The sequence below is a fragment of the Cupriavidus sp. GA3-3 genome (genome assembly GCF_000389805.1).
Classification (GTDB): domain Bacteria; phylum Pseudomonadota; class Gammaproteobacteria; order Burkholderiales; family Burkholderiaceae; genus Cupriavidus; species Cupriavidus necator_D.
Window position 1 is genome coordinate 132,243 of sequence record NZ_KB944474.1, and the last position, 16,942, is coordinate 149,184.

The 16,942-nt window shown below is 66.7% G+C and carries 18 protein-coding genes and 1 tRNA gene; 7 read left to right on the plus strand and 12 right to left on the minus strand.

The genetic code is table 11. The features are described 5' to 3' along the window. The first annotated feature begins 118 nt into the window (after positions 1 to 118). Positions 119 to 397 (plus strand): type II toxin-antitoxin system RelE/ParE family toxin, encoded by a 279-nt coding sequence (locus tag C265_RS12540; protein ID WP_010814558.1) that lies wholly within the window; start codon positions 119 to 121, stop codon positions 395 to 397. Between the two features lie 11 nt (positions 398 to 408). Beyond that, complete coding sequence (locus C265_RS12545; RefSeq protein WP_010814559.1) at positions 409 to 744, plus strand: HigA family addiction module antitoxin; 336 nt, start codon at positions 409 to 411, stop codon at positions 742 to 744. Between the two features lie 51 nt (positions 745 to 795). Here the strand turns inward: C265_RS12545 and C265_RS12550 are convergent, their stop codons facing one another. The 3 genes from C265_RS12550 to ribA all read right to left on the minus strand — a co-directional run bounded on the left by C265_RS12550 (position 796) and on the right by ribA (position 3,467). After that, the gene (locus C265_RS12550) at positions 796 to 2,166 is read right to left on the minus strand and encodes a serine hydrolase (protein WP_010814560.1); all 1,371 of its coding nucleotides are present in this window, start codon (positions 2,164 to 2,166) and stop codon (positions 796 to 798) included. A gap of 46 nt (positions 2,167 to 2,212) precedes the next feature. After that, positions 2,213 to 2,692 carry a MarR family winged helix-turn-helix transcriptional regulator gene (locus C265_RS12555; RefSeq protein ID WP_010814561.1) on the minus strand — a complete coding sequence of 160 codons (480 nt, stop codon included), beginning with the start codon at positions 2,690 to 2,692 and terminating at the stop codon, positions 2,213 to 2,215. A 178-nt stretch (positions 2,693 to 2,870) separates the two neighbouring features. Beyond that, positions 2,871 to 3,467 (minus strand): GTP cyclohydrolase II, encoded by a 597-nt coding sequence (gene ribA, locus C265_RS12560; RefSeq protein ID WP_010814562.1) that lies wholly within the window; start codon positions 3,465 to 3,467, stop codon positions 2,871 to 2,873. A 268-nt stretch (positions 3,468 to 3,735) separates the two neighbouring features. Here ribA and C265_RS12565 point away from each other — a divergent pair, with 268 nt between their 5' ends. Beyond that, positions 3,736 to 4,266, plus strand: a complete 531-nt coding sequence (locus tag C265_RS12565; protein WP_010814563.1) for a hypothetical protein — start codon at positions 3,736 to 3,738, stop codon at positions 4,264 to 4,266. Positions 4,267 to 4,274: 8 nt separating this feature from the next. Here the strand turns inward: C265_RS12565 and C265_RS12570 are convergent, their stop codons facing one another. Then, a complete protein-coding gene (locus tag C265_RS12570; RefSeq protein ID WP_010814564.1) occupies positions 4,275 to 4,745 on the minus strand; it encodes an Lrp/AsnC family transcriptional regulator in 471 nt (156 codons plus the stop codon). Positions 4,746 to 4,896: 151 nt separating this feature from the next. Here C265_RS12570 and C265_RS12575 point away from each other — a divergent pair, with 151 nt between their 5' ends. After that, the gene (locus tag C265_RS12575; protein ID WP_010814565.1) at positions 4,897 to 5,238 is read left to right on the plus strand and encodes a hypothetical protein; all 342 of its coding nucleotides are present in this window, start codon (positions 4,897 to 4,899) and stop codon (positions 5,236 to 5,238) included. Between the two features lie 7 nt (positions 5,239 to 5,245). Here C265_RS12575 and C265_RS12580 read toward each other — a convergent pair whose 3' ends face one another. Further along, positions 5,246 to 6,169: a LysR family transcriptional regulator gene (locus C265_RS12580; protein ID WP_010814566.1), complete on the minus strand. Its 924-nt coding sequence runs from the start codon at positions 6,167 to 6,169 to the stop codon at positions 5,246 to 5,248. A gap of 130 nt (positions 6,170 to 6,299) precedes the next feature. Between C265_RS12580 and metE the strand changes: the two genes are divergently transcribed. Continuing rightward, entirely contained in the window at positions 6,300 to 8,678 is a 2,379-nt protein-coding gene (metE, locus tag C265_RS12585) for a 5-methyltetrahydropteroyltriglutamate--homocysteine S-methyltransferase (RefSeq protein WP_010814567.1), read from the plus strand. A 90-nt stretch (positions 8,679 to 8,768) separates the two neighbouring features. On the opposite strand, the gene C265_RS12590 is transcribed toward metE, so the two are convergent. The 6 genes from C265_RS12590 to C265_RS12615 all read right to left on the minus strand — a co-directional run bounded on the left by C265_RS12590 (position 8,769) and on the right by C265_RS12615 (position 13,858). Next, positions 8,769 to 10,184 (minus strand): DUF1254 domain-containing protein, encoded by a 1,416-nt coding sequence (locus C265_RS12590; protein WP_010814568.1) that lies wholly within the window; start codon positions 10,182 to 10,184, stop codon positions 8,769 to 8,771. A 249-nt stretch (positions 10,185 to 10,433) separates the two neighbouring features. Further along, positions 10,434 to 11,213 (minus strand): 3-oxoadipate enol-lactonase, encoded by a 780-nt coding sequence (pcaD, locus tag C265_RS12595; RefSeq protein ID WP_010814569.1) that lies wholly within the window; start codon positions 11,211 to 11,213, stop codon positions 10,434 to 10,436. Positions 11,214 to 11,252: 39 nt separating this feature from the next. Then, positions 11,253 to 11,537 carry a muconolactone Delta-isomerase gene (gene catC, locus C265_RS12600; RefSeq protein WP_010814570.1) on the minus strand — a complete coding sequence of 95 codons (285 nt, stop codon included), beginning with the start codon at positions 11,535 to 11,537 and terminating at the stop codon, positions 11,253 to 11,255. A 53-nt stretch (positions 11,538 to 11,590) separates the two neighbouring features. Beyond that, a complete protein-coding gene (locus C265_RS12605; RefSeq protein WP_010814571.1) occupies positions 11,591 to 11,887 on the minus strand; it encodes a YciI family protein in 297 nt (98 codons plus the stop codon). A gap of 41 nt (positions 11,888 to 11,928) precedes the next feature. Further along, a complete protein-coding gene (locus tag C265_RS12610; RefSeq protein WP_010814572.1) occupies positions 11,929 to 13,269 on the minus strand; it encodes a short-chain fatty acid transporter in 1,341 nt (446 codons plus the stop codon). A 211-nt stretch (positions 13,270 to 13,480) separates the two neighbouring features. Then, a complete protein-coding gene (locus C265_RS12615) occupies positions 13,481 to 13,858 on the minus strand; it encodes a hypothetical protein (protein WP_010814573.1) in 378 nt (125 codons plus the stop codon). 224 nt (positions 13,859 to 14,082) lie between these two features. Here C265_RS12615 and C265_RS12620 point away from each other — a divergent pair, with 224 nt between their 5' ends. Both C265_RS12620 and C265_RS12625 read left to right on the plus strand, forming a co-directional pair. Beyond that, complete coding sequence (locus C265_RS12620) at positions 14,083 to 15,780, plus strand: MBL fold metallo-hydrolase (protein ID WP_010814574.1); 1,698 nt, start codon at positions 14,083 to 14,085, stop codon at positions 15,778 to 15,780. Between the two features lie 88 nt (positions 15,781 to 15,868). Further along, positions 15,869 to 15,945 (plus strand) — tRNA-Arg (locus C265_RS12625). Positions 15,946 to 16,035: 90 nt separating this feature from the next. Here C265_RS12625 and C265_RS12630 read toward each other — a convergent pair. Continuing rightward, positions 16,036 to 16,932 carry a hydrolase gene (locus C265_RS12630; RefSeq protein ID WP_037024230.1) on the minus strand — a complete coding sequence of 299 codons (897 nt, stop codon included), beginning with the start codon at positions 16,930 to 16,932 and terminating at the stop codon, positions 16,036 to 16,038. Positions 16,933 to 16,942: the final 10 nt, after the last annotated feature.

The window sequence follows — 16,942 nt, forward strand, 5'->3', positions numbered from 1 at the left end:
GCACGGAATCAGACAAGTGACGGTGCGGTGCGAGAGGCGAGCGGCTTTCATGACCGTTCGCGCCAGGCCAAAGCCTGACTTTCGCCGCATTGCTATTTATCGATTACCGATATACGATATGATTCAGTCATTCAGATGTTCCGACACCGCTGAACTGTTCGCGGGCCGCTGTGTACCGCGCTTCGGCAATATCCGCGCCGTGGCCGAACGCAAGCTGCGGCTGCTGCAGAGAGCGTCGACGCTGGAGTTCCTGCGCTCCCCGCCGGGCAATCGCCTGCAGTTGCTGACCGGCGACCGCAAAGGCCGCTACAGCATCCGCATCAACGAGCAATGGCGAATCTGCTTCATCTGGACCCACGACGGCCCCGCGGTCGTTGAGATCATCGACTACCACTGAGGAAGACAGACATGGTTCGCTTCAAGGACGGCATGCGTCCCATCCACCCGGGCGAAATCCTGCGCGAGGATTTCCTGGTACCGCTCAACATGAGCGCCAACGCCCTGGCCCTCGCGCTGCGCGTGACCGCGGCGCGCATCAACGACATCGTCCGCGAGCAACGTGGCATCACGCCGGACACCGCCCTGCGCCTGGCGCGCTATTTTGGCGGCGATGCGCAGTCGTGGCTGAACCTGCAGCTGGACTATGACCTGAAGGTCGCGCAGCGCGACCACGGCGAGCGCATCATGGCGGAAGTGGCGCCGCGCGATGCCGCGGCGGCCGGTCAACCGGCCGCTGAAAAGTAGAAAACGGTATTGCCGGGGCGGCGCTGCCCACGCCGCCCCGGGGCCATCTCCCTATCGCATCAGCGTTTCCGCCAGCGCCCGGAAAGCACGGAACGTGATCGGATTGTTGGCCGCGTTGCCGGCCACGGGGTGCGACGCGTATCGCACGATGGTCAGCTCGGCCTTGGGGTCGATATAGATGCGCTGGCCATGGATGCCGGCGGCCTGGAACATGCCGTGGCTGTCGTGCGAGACCCACCACATGTCGCGATAGCTCCAGCCCGGCAGCACCGGCGCGCTGGCCGACCTGGCAAACTGGTCCCGGTCGCCGCCGCTGCGGATATCCGCCACGACCGAGGCCGGAATGATCTGCTTGCCATTGAAGCGCCCGTTGCCGCGGATGGTCTCGCCAAAGCGCGCAAGGTCGCGCAGCGTGGTGTTCAGCCCGCCGCCGCCCGACTCCGTGCCGATGCTGTCCACGGTGAAGTACGCATCCTGCTCCGCGCCCATCGGTTGCCAGATCCGCTCCGAGAGCAGCTTGGCCAGCGACTGGCCCGAGGCCCTGCGCACGATCCACGCCAGCACCTCGGCATTGACCGTCTTGTAGGCAAACACCGCATTGTGGTCGCCTTCCTTCTGCAGGGTCTTCAGGAAGTCGTAGAACGTCCCCGGGCCGCTGTAGCCCGCCGGGCGGGCCAGCATGCCGCCCGCACGCGCGTAGTCCCACACCTCTGCCTTGGGATTGGCATAGTCCTCGGAGTAGCGCACGCCGATGGTCATGTCCATGACCTGCCGCACCGTGGCGTCACCGTAGGCCGTGCCAGCCAGTTCGGGCAGGTAGCGCGTCACCGATGCCGCCGGGTCGAGCTTGCCGTCGGCCGCGAGCATCGCGGCCAGCGTGCCGACAAATGACTTCGTGACCGACATGGCGATATGGGGCGTGTGCCCGTCGAGCGCACCGAAATAGCGCTCATAGATGACTTTGCCCTTGTGCATCACCAGGATGCCGTCGGTGTAGGTCAGCGCCAGCATCTCGTCGAAGGTGCGGCGGGTGCCGTCCGCATCGGTGAACTGCACCGAGCCGACATCCCGTTCCGCACGCGGCAGCGCGCTGGCCGGGCCGGCGCCGCGCCAGACGGACGCGGTCGGCACCAGTTCTCGGATATGCGAGAACAGCCAGCGATTGCGCGGAAACCTGTCGGCGCCCGGCGTATGCGTGATCAGCTTGTCCGGCGGCGGCGGGAAGCCCTGCATCCAGCCCATGCGGTTCGGGTCGCTGTCCAGCGCTGCAACCAGGGTCGGCGCCGCGGCTGCCGGGGCGGCCACACTCCCGGCAGCGCTGCCGGCGCTCTGGCTCCAGGCCGGCAGGCTGGCCGCGCACAGCGCCATGCATGCCAGGCGGCGCCAGGGGCGCGAGGATTCCGGATAGGTCTTCAACGACATGCTGTCTCCTTGCTTTGTTTTGTTTGAGGGATTGCCGCGCGCGGGCCTAGCCAGCCTGCGCATCCGCGCCCTGCTGGTGCTCGATCAAGGCCGCGGTCAGCTTGTCGATGCAGCGGTCCAGCGTCTGCACTTCCGCTTCCGTCAGCACCGAGAGGAACATCTTCTCCAGCATGTCGCCGCGCTGATACGTCCGTGCGACCAGTGCTTCGCCCGCCGCGGTCAGGTAAAGGTTCAGCTGCCTGGCGTCGGCCTCGCCGACTTCACGGCGCAGCAGGCCCCGCTTTGCCAGCGCGGTGACCAGCTTGGAAGTCACCGTTTTCTCCAGCAACACCAGTTCGATCAGGCGCGTCAGCGTCAGGCCCGGCTCCAGCCCGGCAAAACGCAGCACACGCAACTCCCGCAGGCCGATGCCGAACTCGCGCTCGTAAAAGCCGGAGGCGGAACTCTTGGTCATTTCGCAAAGGCGGTTCAGGCGAAACGACATGAATTCCAGGATGGAATCGGTAGTGCTGGCAGTGTTGGACATGGGAACGGGTGATCAGGCGGCCGATAGATTCTATGGGCAATAGTTTCCATGAGCAACTAACCAAGGGTAAGTACGGTTCTTCGCGGGATCGCCGGGCAAAAGAAAAGGCCCGCCCCAGGATTCCTGGCAGCGGGCCGGTCCAGGCAGCGCGGCGGCTGCCTGCAGCGCTCAAGCGCGATCAGTCGAGCAGGTGCCCCATGCGCGTGCGCTTCGTAGCCAGGTACTTCTCGTTCTCGGCGTTGGACGGCACGATGTGGCGCAACTGCTCGGTAACCGTGATGCCGGCCTTCTCGAGCGCTGCGGCCTTGAGCGGATTGTTGCTCATCAGGCGCACGGACTTGACGCCCCACTGGTGCAGCAGGTCGGCGGCGAAGGCGTAGTTGCGTGCGTCGATCGCCTGGCCCAGGGCCAGGTTGGCGTCGACCGTGTCGAGCCCGCCGTCTTGCAGGCGGTAGGCGCGGATCTTCTCGGCCAGGCCAATGCCGCGGCCTTCATGCCCGCGCAGGTACAGCAGGATGCCGCGGCCTTCGGCGGCAATCTTTTCCATGGCGAGCTCGAGCTGCGGACCGCAGTCGCACCGGCAGGAACCGAAGACGTCGCCGGTCAGGCATTCGGAATGCATGCGGATCAGGACGCCATCGCCCGTCACATCGCCCACGCTGAGGGCCAGGTGTTCGATGCCTGAATCGGCGCCCTTGAAGGCGTGCGCCGTAAAGTCGCCGAATCGCGTCGGCAGGCGCGCCGAGTCGATCAGCTCAATTTCTGTGTCATTCATACCGGAATTCTTGGTCAAAAGGCGGGGGCGCGGCCCGGCACCGCCGACATTATGAGCGGAATTGCACCTTCGCGCTCGGATTCCCCGCCGAGGCGGGGCGGGACAGCCGTCGGCGAAGTCCTACAGCAGTACGCGCAATCCCCTTATGCAGCCGCTTCAAGCGGGTCGGTAGACTCGGTTTACAGGACATCGCCGGAGCCGTTCCAGGCGACAAAAAGCGCAGTGCGCATCACCTGACGGCGGCCCTCGGCCCCAGCAGGAGCAGGCCATGACCGGTAATCCCTTGAACGCTGAGCAAGCCAGTACCAAGATCGCAGCACTGTTTGATACCAGGTCGGCAGCCAACGACGCCGCCGAACGGGTCTGCCATGAGGCCCATCTCCGGCGCGGGCAGGTGCGGCTGGTGCATCCATACGAAGCGCACTTCGGCCGCAAGCTGGAGCCCGAGAACGACGCCATCGCGCGCACCGCGGTGCGCTCGCACCTGATGATGGGTACGCTGGGCGCGGTGGTCGGGCTGGCCATTGTCGGCATCCTGCACCGGCAGGGAGTCGAGGCCGTCATGGACAGCCCGGGATTCGCAATCGGGGCGGCCCTCTTCCTGGGCATGGTGTTCGGCATGCTGTTGGCGGGGCTGGTGACCGCACGACCGGACCATCAACTGGTAATAACGCCGGTGCGTGAGGCCGTGCAACATGGCCGCTGGGCGCTACTGGTACACCCGACCACGCCGCAGCAATGCAACGAGGCTATGCGCGCGCTGCGCAATACCACCGCCGAGGTGCTCAGGACAGCCTGACAAGCTGCTCAGGGCTCGACCGAAGGCTCGCGCTTGAGCGTGCGCAGCACAAAGGTCGAGCGGCTGTGGCGCAGGCCAGGCAGCTTGTATAGCTTGTGCCGCAGGAACTCCTCATAACCCAGGGTCCCCGCCACGGCGACCTTGATCAGGTAGTCATATTCGCCCGTCAGCAAGTGGGCCTCCATCACCTCAGGCAATTCCGCCAGGGCCTTGCCGAAGCGGTACAGCATGTCGTCGTCGTGCCGCTCCAGCGTGACCTCGATCAGCACGGTATCCGGCAATCCCAGCGCCTTCTGGTTCAGCAGCGCGGCGTAGCCTTCGATCACCCCGCTTTCTTCCAGCGCGCGCACACGGTTCCAGCAGGGCGTGGCCGACAGGCCGACTTGCTCGGCCAGCCGCGCATTGGACAGGCGGCCATCGCGCCGCAGTTCACGCAGGATGCGCCGGTCGGTGTCGTCGAGTTTGGGCGGCTGTGCCATCGCAATACCCACAAGAAAAGAAACATCCTTAGATTCTGCCATGAATGGATGTTTATTCTCCAATAGAAGCCATATCGAAGAAAATTCAGAAGCCAATTTTGCGTAACGGCTGGTAAATTTACCTTATCGAACGACCTGCCGAAAACAACACATGCCAGCCACCACCCTCCCCACCTTGCACCTCTCGCTGCGACTCGAAACCGCCGACCTGTTCGGCGCCATGGAATGGGTGCTGGCCAATGCGCGCCGTACCGGCCTGGCGCCCGCGCAACTCAGCTTCGACGCGGCCCGGCAGGCCGTGCTGCATGCCACCCTGACGGCGCAGGATGCCGGCCAGCTGTGGCTGTTCCTGCGCCGCCTCGACAATGGCTTCGACGTGGAACTGCTGTTTGCCGACGTGGATGACCCCGACAGCGACGCCGTGGCCGAGCCGGCACCGCGCGCCGCCATGCGCCGCACCAACAGTGAGCCGGCCCTGGCCCTGCCCGCGTGAACCGCGCCTAAGCAGCCTGCGGCAGCAGTTCGATCCCATCGAGCTGCGCCGCGCACGTATCGCGCACGATCGAGACAAAGTCCGCCACATAGGGCCTGCGCGCCATCGCCGCCGGCACCGTGGCATAGAGCTCGCTCCACAAGCCTCTGGCACCGATGCGCTTGGCCAGCACGTAGTCGTGGTCGACGTAGTTCTTCACCCCCCAGTTGGGCAGCGCCGCCACGCCGCGGCGGCTGGCTACCAGCTGCAGCACCGCCACCGTCAGTTCCGCCGTGCGCCGTTCCAGGTGGATGCCCGCGGGCTCCAGCACCTCGCGGATCAGGTCGATGCGCTGCTCGGGCACCGGATAGGTAATCAGCGTTTCGCCGGCCAGGTCTCCGGCTTCGATGCGGCGCTTGTTGCGCAGCCGGTGTTCATTGGCGATGACCGCCAGGATCTCGAAGCGGAACAGCGGCGCCACCTCCAGCCCGCGTCGGGCCGCCGGCTGCGAGCCTATCACCATGTCGGCGCGGCCGTCGCTGAGCAGCGCGATCGGGTCGGCGTGGAAGCCCGCCACCAGATCCACCTCCACTTCCGGCCAGCGGCGGCGGAACTCGTCCATCACGGGCATCAGCCAGTCGAAGCAGGTATGGCATTCCAGCACCACGCGCAGCTCGCCACGGGTGTCGCCCTTGAGCCGTTCGATATCGCGGTCGGCGGCGCTGACCGCGGCCAGCACCTCGCGCGCCAGCGCCAGCAGGCGTTCGCCCGCCGGCGTGAAGCGCAGCCCCTGGCGCGTGCGGTCGAACAGCGGCAGGCCGTAGTGCGATTCGATCGCCTTGATCTGGTGCGACAGCGCTGACTGGCTGACATGCACGCGCTCGGCCGCGGTGGCCAGCTTGCCGGACTCGGCAATCGCCACCAGCGAGCGCAAATGGCGGACTTCGATCATGCGGCGCCCCCAACCTGTTGCCCGTCTGTCTTGATATGAAACTCATTCATATGTTGTTTAAAACTTGTCGCTTGATTCATTTTACGGGCAAACCGACACTGTGCGCCAGACATCTTCCGGAGCAACCTCCATGGCACGCACCCATATCCTCGGCTTTCCCCGCATCGGCGAACGCCGCGAACTGAAATTTGCGCAAGAAGCGTTCTGGCGCGGCGATCGCACCGAAGCCGAGCTGCGCGACGTGGCCGCGCAACTGCGCCGCCGCCACTGGCAGCTGCAGGCCGACCACGGCCTGGACACGGTGGCCACCGGCGACTTTGCGTATTACGACCAGATGCTGAGCCTGACCGCGCTGCTGGGCGCGCTGCCGCGCCGCTTCGGCTTCGATCCGGCCCGGCTCACGCTGACGCAGTACTTCGAGCTGGCACGCGGCAACCGCGAGCAGCCGGCCATGGAAATGACCAAGTGGTTCGACACCAACTACCACTACCTGGTCCCTGAGCTGGACGCCGAGACCACTTTCGGCGGCGGCCCGGCCTGGTTCTTCGAGGAAGCCGATGAGGCGCTGGCGCTTGGCCTGCGCGCCCGCCCGGTGCTGATCGGGCCGGTCACCTACCTGTGGCTGTCCAAGAGCCATGTGGCGGGCTTCGACCGCCTGACCCTGCTGCCGCAACTGCTGCAGGGCTATCGCCGCATCCTCGGCCAGCTCAAGGCGCGCGGCATCGAATGGGTGCAGATCGACGAGCCGGCCTTGTGCCTGGACCTGGAGCCGGCCTGGCTCGACGCATTCGACACCGCCTACGCTGCCTTGCGCGAAGCCGGCCCCAAGTTGCTGCTGGCCACCTATTTCGACACCGCCGCCGACCATGCGCAGCGCGCCGCCGCCCTGCCGGTCGACGGCTTCCATATCGACCTGGTGCGGGCGCCGGAACAACTGGCCGCATGGCAGGCCGCGCTGCCCGCGCACGCCGTGCTGTCGCTGGGCGTGATCGACGGCCGCAATATCTGGCGCACCGACCTGCGCCGAGTCCTGGACACGCTGCGCCCGGTGCAGGCCGCGCTGGGCGAGCGCCTGTGGCTGGCACCGTCGTGCTCGCTGCTGCATGTGCCGGTGTCGCTCGCGCATGAAGTGCGTCTCGATGTCGAGCTGAAGTCGTGGCTCGCCTTTGCCACCGAAAAGCTCGACGAGCTGTCCGTGCTGGGCCGCGCGTTGAATCAAGGCGACGCCGTGGTCGCCGAAGCGCTGGCAGCATCCGACGCCGCGCAGGCCTCGCGCCGCGCCTCGCGCCGGGTGGTCAACCCGCGGGTGCAGCAGCGGCTGGCAGCCGTGAGCGCCGGCATGGCCGACCGCGCCAGCCCCTTTGCCGAGCGCATCGAGCGCCAGCGCCAGGCGCTGCAGCTGCCGCTGTTGCCGACCACCACGATCGGCTCGTTCCCTCAGACCGCGGCCATCCGCCAGACCCGCGCCGCGTTCAAGCGTGGCGAGATCGGCGCGCTCGAATACCTGGAGCGCATCCGTGCCGAGATCGCGGTGGCCGTGCGCAAGCAGGAAGCACTGGGCCTGGACGTGCTGGTGCACGGCGAAGCCGAGCGCAACGACATGGTCGAGTACTTCGGCGAGCAGCTGTGCGGCTACGGCTTTACCGAGAACGGCTGGGTGCAGAGCTATGGCTCGCGCTGCGTCAAGCCGCCGGTGATCTACGGCGACGTGTACCGGCCCGAGCCGATGACGGTCGATACCGCCCGCTACGCGCAATCGCTGACCGAGCGGCCGATGAAGGGCATGCTCACCGGCCCCATCACCATGCTGCAGTGGTCCTTCGTGCGCGACGACCAGCCGCGTGCCACCACCGCGCGCCAGCTGGCCCTGGCCATCCGCGACGAAGTGTGCGACCTGGAGCAGGCCGGCATCCGCGTGATCCAGATCGACGAGCCCGCGCTGCGCGAAGGCCTGCCGCTGCGCCGTGCCGACTGGGATGCCTACCTGGACTGGGCCGTCACTGCCTTCCGCCTGTCGGCCAGCGGCGTGCAGGACCAGACCCAGATCCACACGCATATGTGCTATGCCGAGTTCAACGATATCCTGCCCGCCATCGCGGCCATGGACGCGGACGTGATCACCATCGAGACCTCGCGCTCGGCGATGGAACTGCTGGAAGGCTTCGGCGACTTCGACTACCCGAACGAGATCGGGCCGGGTGTCTACGACATCCACTCGCCGCGCGTGCCGTCGGTGCAGGCCATGGAGCGGCTGCTCGACCGCGCCTGCGAGGTGGTGCCGCCGCAGCGGCTGTGGGTCAACCCGGACTGCGGCCTGAAGACGCGCGGCTGGGAAGAGACCGAAGCAGCGCTGGCCAATATGGTCAGCGCGGCCCGCGCGCTGCGCGCGCGGCTGTCGGCGCGGGGCGCAACGACCTGGAAGCGCCTCAGCAAGCCTGCAGCCGCCACCGCCGCGGCAGTGCCCCACGCCGGCAACGCCTGCACGGCCTGCGCCACGCACGCGAACTGAGACGGCGTAGCGCCAATTGCGCTGGCAGGAAAAGACAAAGGCCGCATGCCCCTCACAGGCATGCGGCCTTTGTCCTCGATGGCGGCCTCGTCAGTCCACCTGCATCACCGCCGGCGGCATCCAGTTGCCGTCCAGCAGCACCTGCTCCGGCCAGTACGCGCGCAGCATCATGTTCAGGCCATCGGGCGGCGCCGGCAGCCAGTTCGCCGCCTTGGCGCCGGCCGGGCGCTCGTGCTGGATATAGATATCGAGCGAGCCGTCGCGGTTGTAGCGCAGGCGGTCGCGGCTGCCCACGGCGTAGCGCTGGATCGGGTTGGGAATGAACGCCTGCCGGTCGTTGTACAGCGTCAGCGACCAGAACGCGCGCGCCGGCGGCAACTGGTCCTTGTCGAAATGCAGCACATAGCGCGCCCCGCCCTGCAGCGGCTTGCCGTTGGCATCCGTGCGGGTGGAGGCGTAGATCGCGTCTTCGGGCAGGTTGGCACCCAGGCCCACCCACGCGGTCACCGCGCGGCGGCCGTAGCTGGTGCCATAGGTGCCCAGGTCGCGATGCATGACCCAGCCGTTGCCGGCATCGGCATTGCCCTTGCGCGCACCCTGAACGATCGCGGCCAGCGCAACGGTAGCACCCTCCTGCACCGCGCGCGCGGTGGAGGGCTCCATCACCGTGGTCTTAAACGGCACCCCCGGGGTGATGCCCATGCGGCGGAGCTTGTCCACCATGGCGGCATCGGCGGGCGCCGGCGGATTGGCCGGCAGCAAGGCGGCAAAGCGCGTGAAGAAAGCCTGTGCATCCATTGCCGCCACCAGCTCCACGGGCGAGCTTTCAGGGTCGATGGCCGTGGGCCGCGGCGCGGCCCTCTCCGGCACGCGCCGCCCGCCACCCCAGGCCGACAGCGGCGTCAGCCGGTACTGGTCCTGGAGCCGGTGCACCGCCGGGAAGTCCTGCTTGCCATTGGCCTGCGTACGGCCGATCAACCAGACCATCGACGTGGGCGAACGGATCTCCTGCATGCCCTTGGGCAGCGTGCCGCGCCAGTCAGGCCCGGTGATGGCGAAGTTGCCGCGGCGGGTGCCGGTGGTGCGCTTGCCCGGCGACGCGAACACATTGGTCCACGCATCCATCAGCGGCATCAGGTAGTAGCGCCCGTACGTATCGGGCACCGACAGGATGACCGGCTCCCTGGACAGGTCGAGCCAGGCCGACGAATACAGCGTGTCGGCGTTGGGGCTGACCACGTCGGTGAAGCTGGCGTCCGGGAAGGTGCGCTTGTGGTGGAAGGTATTGGCCGGCGTGCGCAGCGTCATCAGCTCGCGCGTCACGTCCGTCAGCACCATCGGATAGGCGAAGGTGAAGACCTCGGCGGACAAGGCCTTCATCGCCTGGTCGGACGGCGGTTGCTCGGCGACTGCCGGGCTGGTTCCGTGATCCGGCGCGGACGCACAGCCGGACAGCATGACGGCAAGCGTGACCGCGCTCGCCAGTTGACACAAGGATGGCTTCATGACCCCGTTTTCCCAATGTTTTTGCGGCTTTTCGGGTGTTGCGGCTATGACTGCCGGCATGTCGTCCCGAAGGCGCATCTATTCCGTGCGCATCTTGTCCCGCGCGCCGGTGACCTGTCAATTCCTCTGAAGCCGGGAAGCGAGGGCAAGCGCACCGAACGCCGGCGGCATCGGTCACGGGTGAATCATGAAGCACTATCAGGGGTGATGAAAGCCGCACGCATGGCTCGGCCTTTCCGCCTCAGAGCCTCAGCGCGTCAGGAAATCCAGCACCACCTTGCTGAACGCCTCGGCCTGCTCCAGGTTGGAGATATGTGCGGCCTCCAGCTCGACATAGTGGGCGCCCGGGATCGTCTGCGCCAGGAACACGCCATCGCGCGGCGGCGTGGGCAGGTCGCCCGAGCCAGCGATCACCAGCGTCGGCGTGGCGATCTTTTCGATTTGCGCGCGCAGGTCGGCATCGCGCACCGCCAGGCAGTTGGCCGCGTAGCCCGCAGCCGGGGTGGCCCCGAGCATGGCGCGCAGCGATGCCACCAGCGCCGGATGCGCGGCCGCGTACGGCGGGGTGAGCCATTTGTCGACTACCGCGGCAGCGATCGATGCCACGCCGTCGCGCCCGACCGCAGCGGCGCGGTTGGTCCAGTTCTCCGGCGGGCCGATATAGGCAGCGGTATTGCACAACACCAGCTTGCGCAGGCGCGGGCCATGGTTCAGGGCCAGCCACATGCCAGTGATGCCACCCATCGACACGCCGCAGAAACTGGCTTCGCCGATGCCAAGGTGATCGAGCAACGCGATCACGTCGCCGCCGAGTTGCGCGATGCTGTACGGACCCGCCGGCACCGACGACTCGCCATGGCCGCGCGTGTCATAGCGCAGCACGCGGAAGTGCTGGCTGAAGGCCGCCACCTGCGGCTCCCACATGCTGAAGCTGGTGCCCAGCGAATTGGACAGCACCAGCACCGGCAGGTGCTCGGCGCCATCGAGGCGGTAATGCAGTCGGAGGTTGGCGAGGTCGGCGTATGGCATGGCGTTTGGCTCAGGATCAGGTGGCTGGATGGCAGGCGCTCAGTTCGGCGCGATGGCCGAACCGTGTTGCGCCAGCGGCGTGACCTTGATCTCCATGTACGGGTACAGCGGCAGCATGGTCAGCAGCGTGTGCAGTTCGTCGTTGTCGCCGACATCGAAGATGCTGACGTTGGCGTACTGGCCCACCACACGCCACAGGTGGCGCCACTTGCCTTCGCGCTGCAGGCGCTGCGACATGGCCTTCTCGTCGGCCTTGAGCTGCTCCACCAGTTGTGGATCGAGCGATGCGGGAATCTTGACGGTCATTTCTGCCATGAACAACATGGGGTCTCCTTGTCCGGGGGTATGGTGGGATGGAGGCAGCGCGGGCTGCCTCGTCAAAGATGGCGCACGCCGTCGAGATAGGCCTTGCGCCAGCGCACGATGCGCACCTCGGCAAACAAACCCGCCTCGGTGAACGGATCGGCGTCGATGAATTGCTGTGCCGCGTCGCGGGTGTCGACATCGACGATATAGATGCCGCCGCCGGCATCCGAGCCATCGTCGTTGAGCTTGGCGCCGCAAGCCAGCAGCAAGTCCTTGTTGGCTTCCAGGTAATCCAGGTGGCTGGCACGGGTGGCCTGGCGCACGTGCTGGTGATTGGGCTTGTCGACGGTTTCGATCAGGTACGGCATGGCAATCCTCCTGTCAGCGGCACGCTGGCCGCGGGTCAAAGTCAGGTAATCTGCGCGCCCCACAGCAGCAGCGCGGCAATGTAGATCAGGCCCACCCAGAACATCATGATCACGGTGTAGCCCATCACGTCCTTCAGGTTCAGCCTGGACAGCGCCAGCGCCGGCAATATCCAGAACGGCTGCACCAGGTCGTTCCAGGCATTGCCGAGCATCACCGACATCGAGGTCTGGCTGACCGAGCTGTTGATGGCCTTGGCCGCATCGACCATGAACGGGCCCTGGATCATCCAGTGGCCACCGCCCGACGGTGCGAAGAAGTTGATCACGAACGAACTGAGCAGCCCCCAGAACGGCAGCGTCTGCGGCGTGGCGATCTCCACGAACACACGCGAGATGGTATCCACCAGCCCCGAGCCGGCCATGATCGCCATGATGCCTGCATAGAACGGATACTGCAGGATGATGCCGGAAATGGTCTTGATGCCTTCGTTCAGCTTGGCCACGTAGTTGACCGGCGTGCCCAGCAGCAGCACGCCCGCGAACAGGATCAGGAAGTTGATCAGGTTCAGGTCGAGCGAGCCGCCCTGCGTGAAGTAGATGACCGCGTAGGCCATGCCGCACAGGCCGATGGCCAGGCTCAGGATACGGCTGTTGTTCAGGCGCGCGGCCAGGGTGTTCTCGCCGCCCATGCTGTGGGCCGAGCCGGCCTCGGCCTTGGCGGATTCCTGGTCGCGGCGGATCTCCACCACATCGGCCGGGTTGCGCGGATGCAGCCAGGCATTGAGCAGCGGCAGCGTGACGATCACCGCCAGGCTGGTCAGCAGCATCGGCGTGGAGAAGATGGTTTCAGACAGCGGGATCACGCCCATCAGCTTTTCCATCGGGTGGCCCGGGGTGGAGATCAGCACCGGGATGCTGGCCGACAGGCCCAGCCCGTACAGGGTGAAGCCGCTGTACGCGGCGGCGATGATGAGCGGGTAATGCACGCCACGGACCTTCAGCGCCAGCTTCCTGGCGATGATGCCGCCGATCACCAGCCCGAAGCCCCAGTTCAGGTAGCTGCCGATGCCGCCCACCAGCGTGGCGACGATCACCGCGATGCGCGGCGAGTGCACGGCGCTGACGATGCGGTCGAGCATGCGGTCAGTGAACGGCGCGGTGGCCAGCACGTAGCCCATCGCCAGGATCACCGCCATCTGCGTGGTAAATGCCAGCAGGTTCCAGAACCCCTTGCCCCAGCTGGCGATCACGGCCGGCGCTGCCTGCCCTTGCACCGTCACCGCCAGCGCCATCGTCAGCAAGGTCAGGCCGATGGCAAATACAAAGGGATCCGGCAGGTACCGGCGCATGAGTTCGGTGAAGAACCCGGCAATCTTGCTCATAGCTTCCTTGTCTCCAGTTTCGGCCAAAGTTACGCCACTAGAACTACAGTTCTATATGCGAACTTCGAAATTACGCGTGGCTATGCTAAGAGCCGGTCGACCGGTTGGTCAAGGAAATGGGGACGCGCGATTACATTCGTTTCGCGCAACAATTGTTGAATGAGGCCTGGAATTTTCTACGCAGGCCATGCAATGCGGCCGATCGGCAGGATCAATAGCGCATCTGCACATCATCGACCTTGCCCGTACGCGCGTTGTACAGGCAGGCGTAGTGGAAGCCGATCGCCGACGAACTGTCGTCAGGCTCGAACACGCCTTCGCCATTGACCGAGGTTTGCGCATTGGGGCGCAGGTAGTACTGCTCGCGGTCGGCCATCAGCATCACGCTGCCAGGCTGCGGGTAGCGGCGCTTGAGGGCTTCCGCCACGGCCGGCTCGCAGGCCATGGACGCGGCCCTGGATGCGGCTTGTGGATCGACGGTGATGCGGGTGGTGGCCGGGGGCACAGGGCGCGGTGCCATCTGCGGCGGCGTTTCGCAGGCGGCCAGCAGGCACACCAGCGGCAGGCACAGGCAAGAAGCTCGGATCACGCGGACCTCCTCAGAAGGAGGGCGCCGGCAACGGGCACCCCAAAAAGTGAAGCGGAGCTATCAGGTTACTGCCTCTGGCCGGAAAAGCCAAAGCCGGCGCGCCCGGGCAGCCCGGCAATGCCCCGCCGATAGCGAATCCTTGAACGCGGCTAAACTATGGCACGCGGCAGCGCCCCGGGTTCCGGCCAGGTGCGTGCCGCCAGCACAACCACGATGCCGACACAATGACAACCACAGAGACAAGCGGCAACCGCCCTGCCACCCCTGCTCCCCTGCTGCGCACCGCCGCCAGCCTGCTCGTCGTGCGCGATGCGCCGGCCGGCATGGAAGTGCTGCTGGTACGCCGCGTCGAACGCGCCAACGACCGCAGCAGCGGCGCCTACGTTTTCCCGGGCGGCACGCTCGACGCGCAGGACAAGGCCCTGCACGCGCATGCCCACGGCCTGGACGACGCCCTTGCCAGCGAACGCCTGGGCATGCCGGCCAGCGGCCTGGACTTCTACCTGGCCGCCTTGCGAGAATGCTATGAAGAGGCCGGCCTGCTGTTTGCCTGTGACCGCGACGGGCGCCCGCATTCGCCGCACCAGCTCGACGCCGCCGGCCAGGCGCTGCTGCGCGAGGCAGTGCAGCGCGGCGGCCCCGGCCTGGCCCACGCTTGCGAGCAACTGGGCCTGCGCCTGGCGGCCGACCGGCTCGCCTATCACAGCTACTGGCTGACGCCCCCCGGCCTGCCCAAGCGTTTCGATACCCGCTTCTTTGTCGCCATCGCCCCCGAAGGCCAGGTGGCCGTGCCCGACGGCACCGAGATCGTGGAGCACCGCTGGATTCGCCCCGGCGAGGCCGCCGATCCCGCCAGCGGCCTGCCGCTGATGCACGTCACGCGCCGCACGCTGAGCTCGATCGCGCAGTTTGAAAGCGCCGCGGCCTGCTTCGCTTATTACTCGCAGCTGCGCGGCATTGCCTGCATCATGCCGCGGCTGGCCACCGGCGCGGCCGGCGTGCGCCCGGTGATGCCGAACGAGCCGTGCTACGCCGAGATCGGCCGCATCGATCCCGACGGCAACACGCACGGCCGTTATGAGCTGGTACCGGGCGTGCCGGTACGACTGTCCGAGCGCGTCTGGCGCGTGACCGCCAACAACGGCAGCGTGATGACGGGCCCGGGCACCAACACCTACCTGATAGGCGGCGGCGCGCGCAATGAATGGGCCGTGATCGATCCGGGCCCGGACGATGGCGAGCATGTGCGCGCCATCCTTGCTGCCGCACCCGGCCCGATCCGCTGGATCCTCGCCACGCATACCCACCTGGACCATTCGCCCGCTGCCGCCGCGCTGCAGGCCGCCACCGGCGCCACGGTGCTCGGGCGTGCCGCGCCTGCCGGCCAGTGGCAGGACCTCAGCTTCGAGCCACAGCGCGAACTGAACCACGGCGAGCGCCTTGCCATCACCGAGGACTGCACCCTGCGCGTGTGCCACACGCCGGGCCACGCCTCGAACCACCTCTGCTACCTGCTGGAAGAAGAACAGACACTCTTTACCGGCGACCACGTGATGCAGGGCTCGACCGTCGTCATCGGCCCGCCCGATGGCGACATGCGCGCCTACCTGGACTCGCTCGCAGCACTGCAGGATGAAGACCTCGACTGGCTGGCGCCGGGCCATGGCTTCCTGATCGCGCGCCCGCAGGACGCCATCCGCATCCTGGTCCGGCACCGGCTGCAGCGCGAGGCCAAGGTCGTTGCCGCACTGCGCGAACTGGGCCCGGCACCGATCGGCGAGTTGCTGCTGCGCGTCTACGACGATGTGCCGCCGCGCATGCATCCGGTTGCGCAGCGATCGCTGCTGGCGCACCTGCTCAAGCTGCGCGATGACGGCAAGGCGCAGGAAGCGGACGGCATCTGGTCGAACGCCACGGCGTAGCACCGGCGCGGGCATCGGGGCCAGTTGAAGATTTTTGGCGGGGGGCTTGCGCAAACCAGAAATTGCGCTACAATGGCGCCTCTCGTGTGCGGCTGTAGCTCAGTTGGATAGAGTACTTGGCTACGAACCAAGGGGTCGTGGGTTCGAATCCTGCCAGCCGCGCCACCTATGCAGAAAGAAAAAGGGCTTCCGGAAACGGAAGCCCTTTTTTCATTGCGGCGCTCGCATTTGGCGCCACCCTCCCCACTACCACCACTACCACCGATAGCGCGCCCCGACCGTTCCGCCCGGGTTGCGCCCCGCCCTCACCTTGAACCACAGCTTCATGCCGGTCGATGTATTGCCATGCGCGCCGATGTTGAAGGAGAACAGCCCGCGCAGCAGGTCGGCATCGATCTTGGTGCCGTTGATGTTGATGACCTGTTTGCGGCTGTCCTGCCACCAGTCAGCCTCGACAAAGGGATAAATGCCGGCCAGCCGCGTCGGCTGCGCGCCGTACAGGCGCACGCCGATACCGGCGGCGCTGGCATCGCCGGGCATGGCTTGCATCGGCATGCCGGAGACGGGAGACATGCCAGGCTGGTAGGCCAGCTGCAAGCGCGGCTGGATGGTCAGCCCGCCTGCGCGCGGCACCACGGCATCGACCGCCAGCGCCATGGTGCGCATGCGACTGTCGGCAAAACCGCCTGCGCTGGTGATGTCATCCAGGTGCAGCGACACCCGGCGCGGGCGTTCGGCCATGGCGGCGGTTTCACGGTCGACCGCGGCAAGGCCGGGCGCATCGTCATCGGGCCCGGGGCCCATGGCAAGCGTTAACGCGGATGGGGATGACTGCGACGGCGCGGCATACTCGACGGTGACGGGCTCGGCGGGCGTGGCGGACCAGGCAGGAGCAGCGGTGTCGGCAACCAGCAGATCGGGCACGTCAGCCATGGCGGGCTGCCCGGCTTGCGCCTGCAGCGGCTGGTCCCAGCCGGAGACGCCCTGGCTTTCCGGAACGGCGTCATCTGCATGGGCCAGTGCACACATCAGCATGGCCAGGATGACGCTGTACTGCAGGTGATGCAGGACCATGCCGTGATGCGCGGCACATGCGTGCCACCCGGGGCAAGTCCCCGCCTCCCTTTCTCTCGATGACAAGACCGTAGTCATGGCAACCACC

Coding starts and splice junctions, on each gene's coding strand:
- C265_RS12540 (WP_010814558.1), top strand. CDS start 119: ATGATTCAGTCATTCAGATGTTCCGACACCGCTGAACTGTTCGCGGGC.
- C265_RS12545 (WP_010814559.1), top strand. CDS start 409: ATGGTTCGCTTCAAGGACGGCATGCGTCCCATCCACCCGGGCGAAATC.
- C265_RS12550 (WP_010814560.1), bottom strand. CDS start 2,166: ATGTCGTTGAAGACCTATCCGGAATCCTCGCGCCCCTGGCGCCGCCTG.
- C265_RS12555 (WP_010814561.1), bottom strand. CDS start 2,692: ATGTCCAACACTGCCAGCACTACCGATTCCATCCTGGAATTCATGTCG.
- ribA (WP_010814562.1), bottom strand. CDS start 3,467: ATGAATGACACAGAAATTGAGCTGATCGACTCGGCGCGCCTGCCGACG.
- C265_RS12565 (WP_010814563.1), top strand. CDS start 3,736: ATGACCGGTAATCCCTTGAACGCTGAGCAAGCCAGTACCAAGATCGCA.
- C265_RS12570 (WP_010814564.1), bottom strand. CDS start 4,745: ATGGCACAGCCGCCCAAACTCGACGACACCGACCGGCGCATCCTGCGT.
- C265_RS12575 (WP_010814565.1), top strand. CDS start 4,897: ATGCCAGCCACCACCCTCCCCACCTTGCACCTCTCGCTGCGACTCGAA.
- C265_RS12580 (WP_010814566.1), bottom strand. CDS start 6,169: ATGATCGAAGTCCGCCATTTGCGCTCGCTGGTGGCGATTGCCGAGTCC.
- metE (WP_010814567.1), top strand. CDS start 6,300: ATGGCACGCACCCATATCCTCGGCTTTCCCCGCATCGGCGAACGCCGC.
- C265_RS12590 (WP_010814568.1), bottom strand. CDS start 10,184: ATGAAGCCATCCTTGTGTCAACTGGCGAGCGCGGTCACGCTTGCCGTC.
- pcaD (WP_010814569.1), bottom strand. CDS start 11,213: ATGCCATACGCCGACCTCGCCAACCTCCGACTGCATTACCGCCTCGAT.
- catC (WP_010814570.1), bottom strand. CDS start 11,537: ATGTTGTTCATGGCAGAAATGACCGTCAAGATTCCCGCATCGCTCGAT.
- C265_RS12605 (WP_010814571.1), bottom strand. CDS start 11,887: ATGCCGTACCTGATCGAAACCGTCGACAAGCCCAATCACCAGCACGTG.
- C265_RS12610 (WP_010814572.1), bottom strand. CDS start 13,269: ATGAGCAAGATTGCCGGGTTCTTCACCGAACTCATGCGCCGGTACCTG.
- C265_RS12620 (WP_010814574.1), top strand. CDS start 14,083: ATGACAACCACAGAGACAAGCGGCAACCGCCCTGCCACCCCTGCTCCC.
- C265_RS12630 (WP_037024230.1), bottom strand. CDS start 16,932: ATGACTACGGTCTTGTCATCGAGAGAAAGGGAGGCGGGGACTTGCCCC.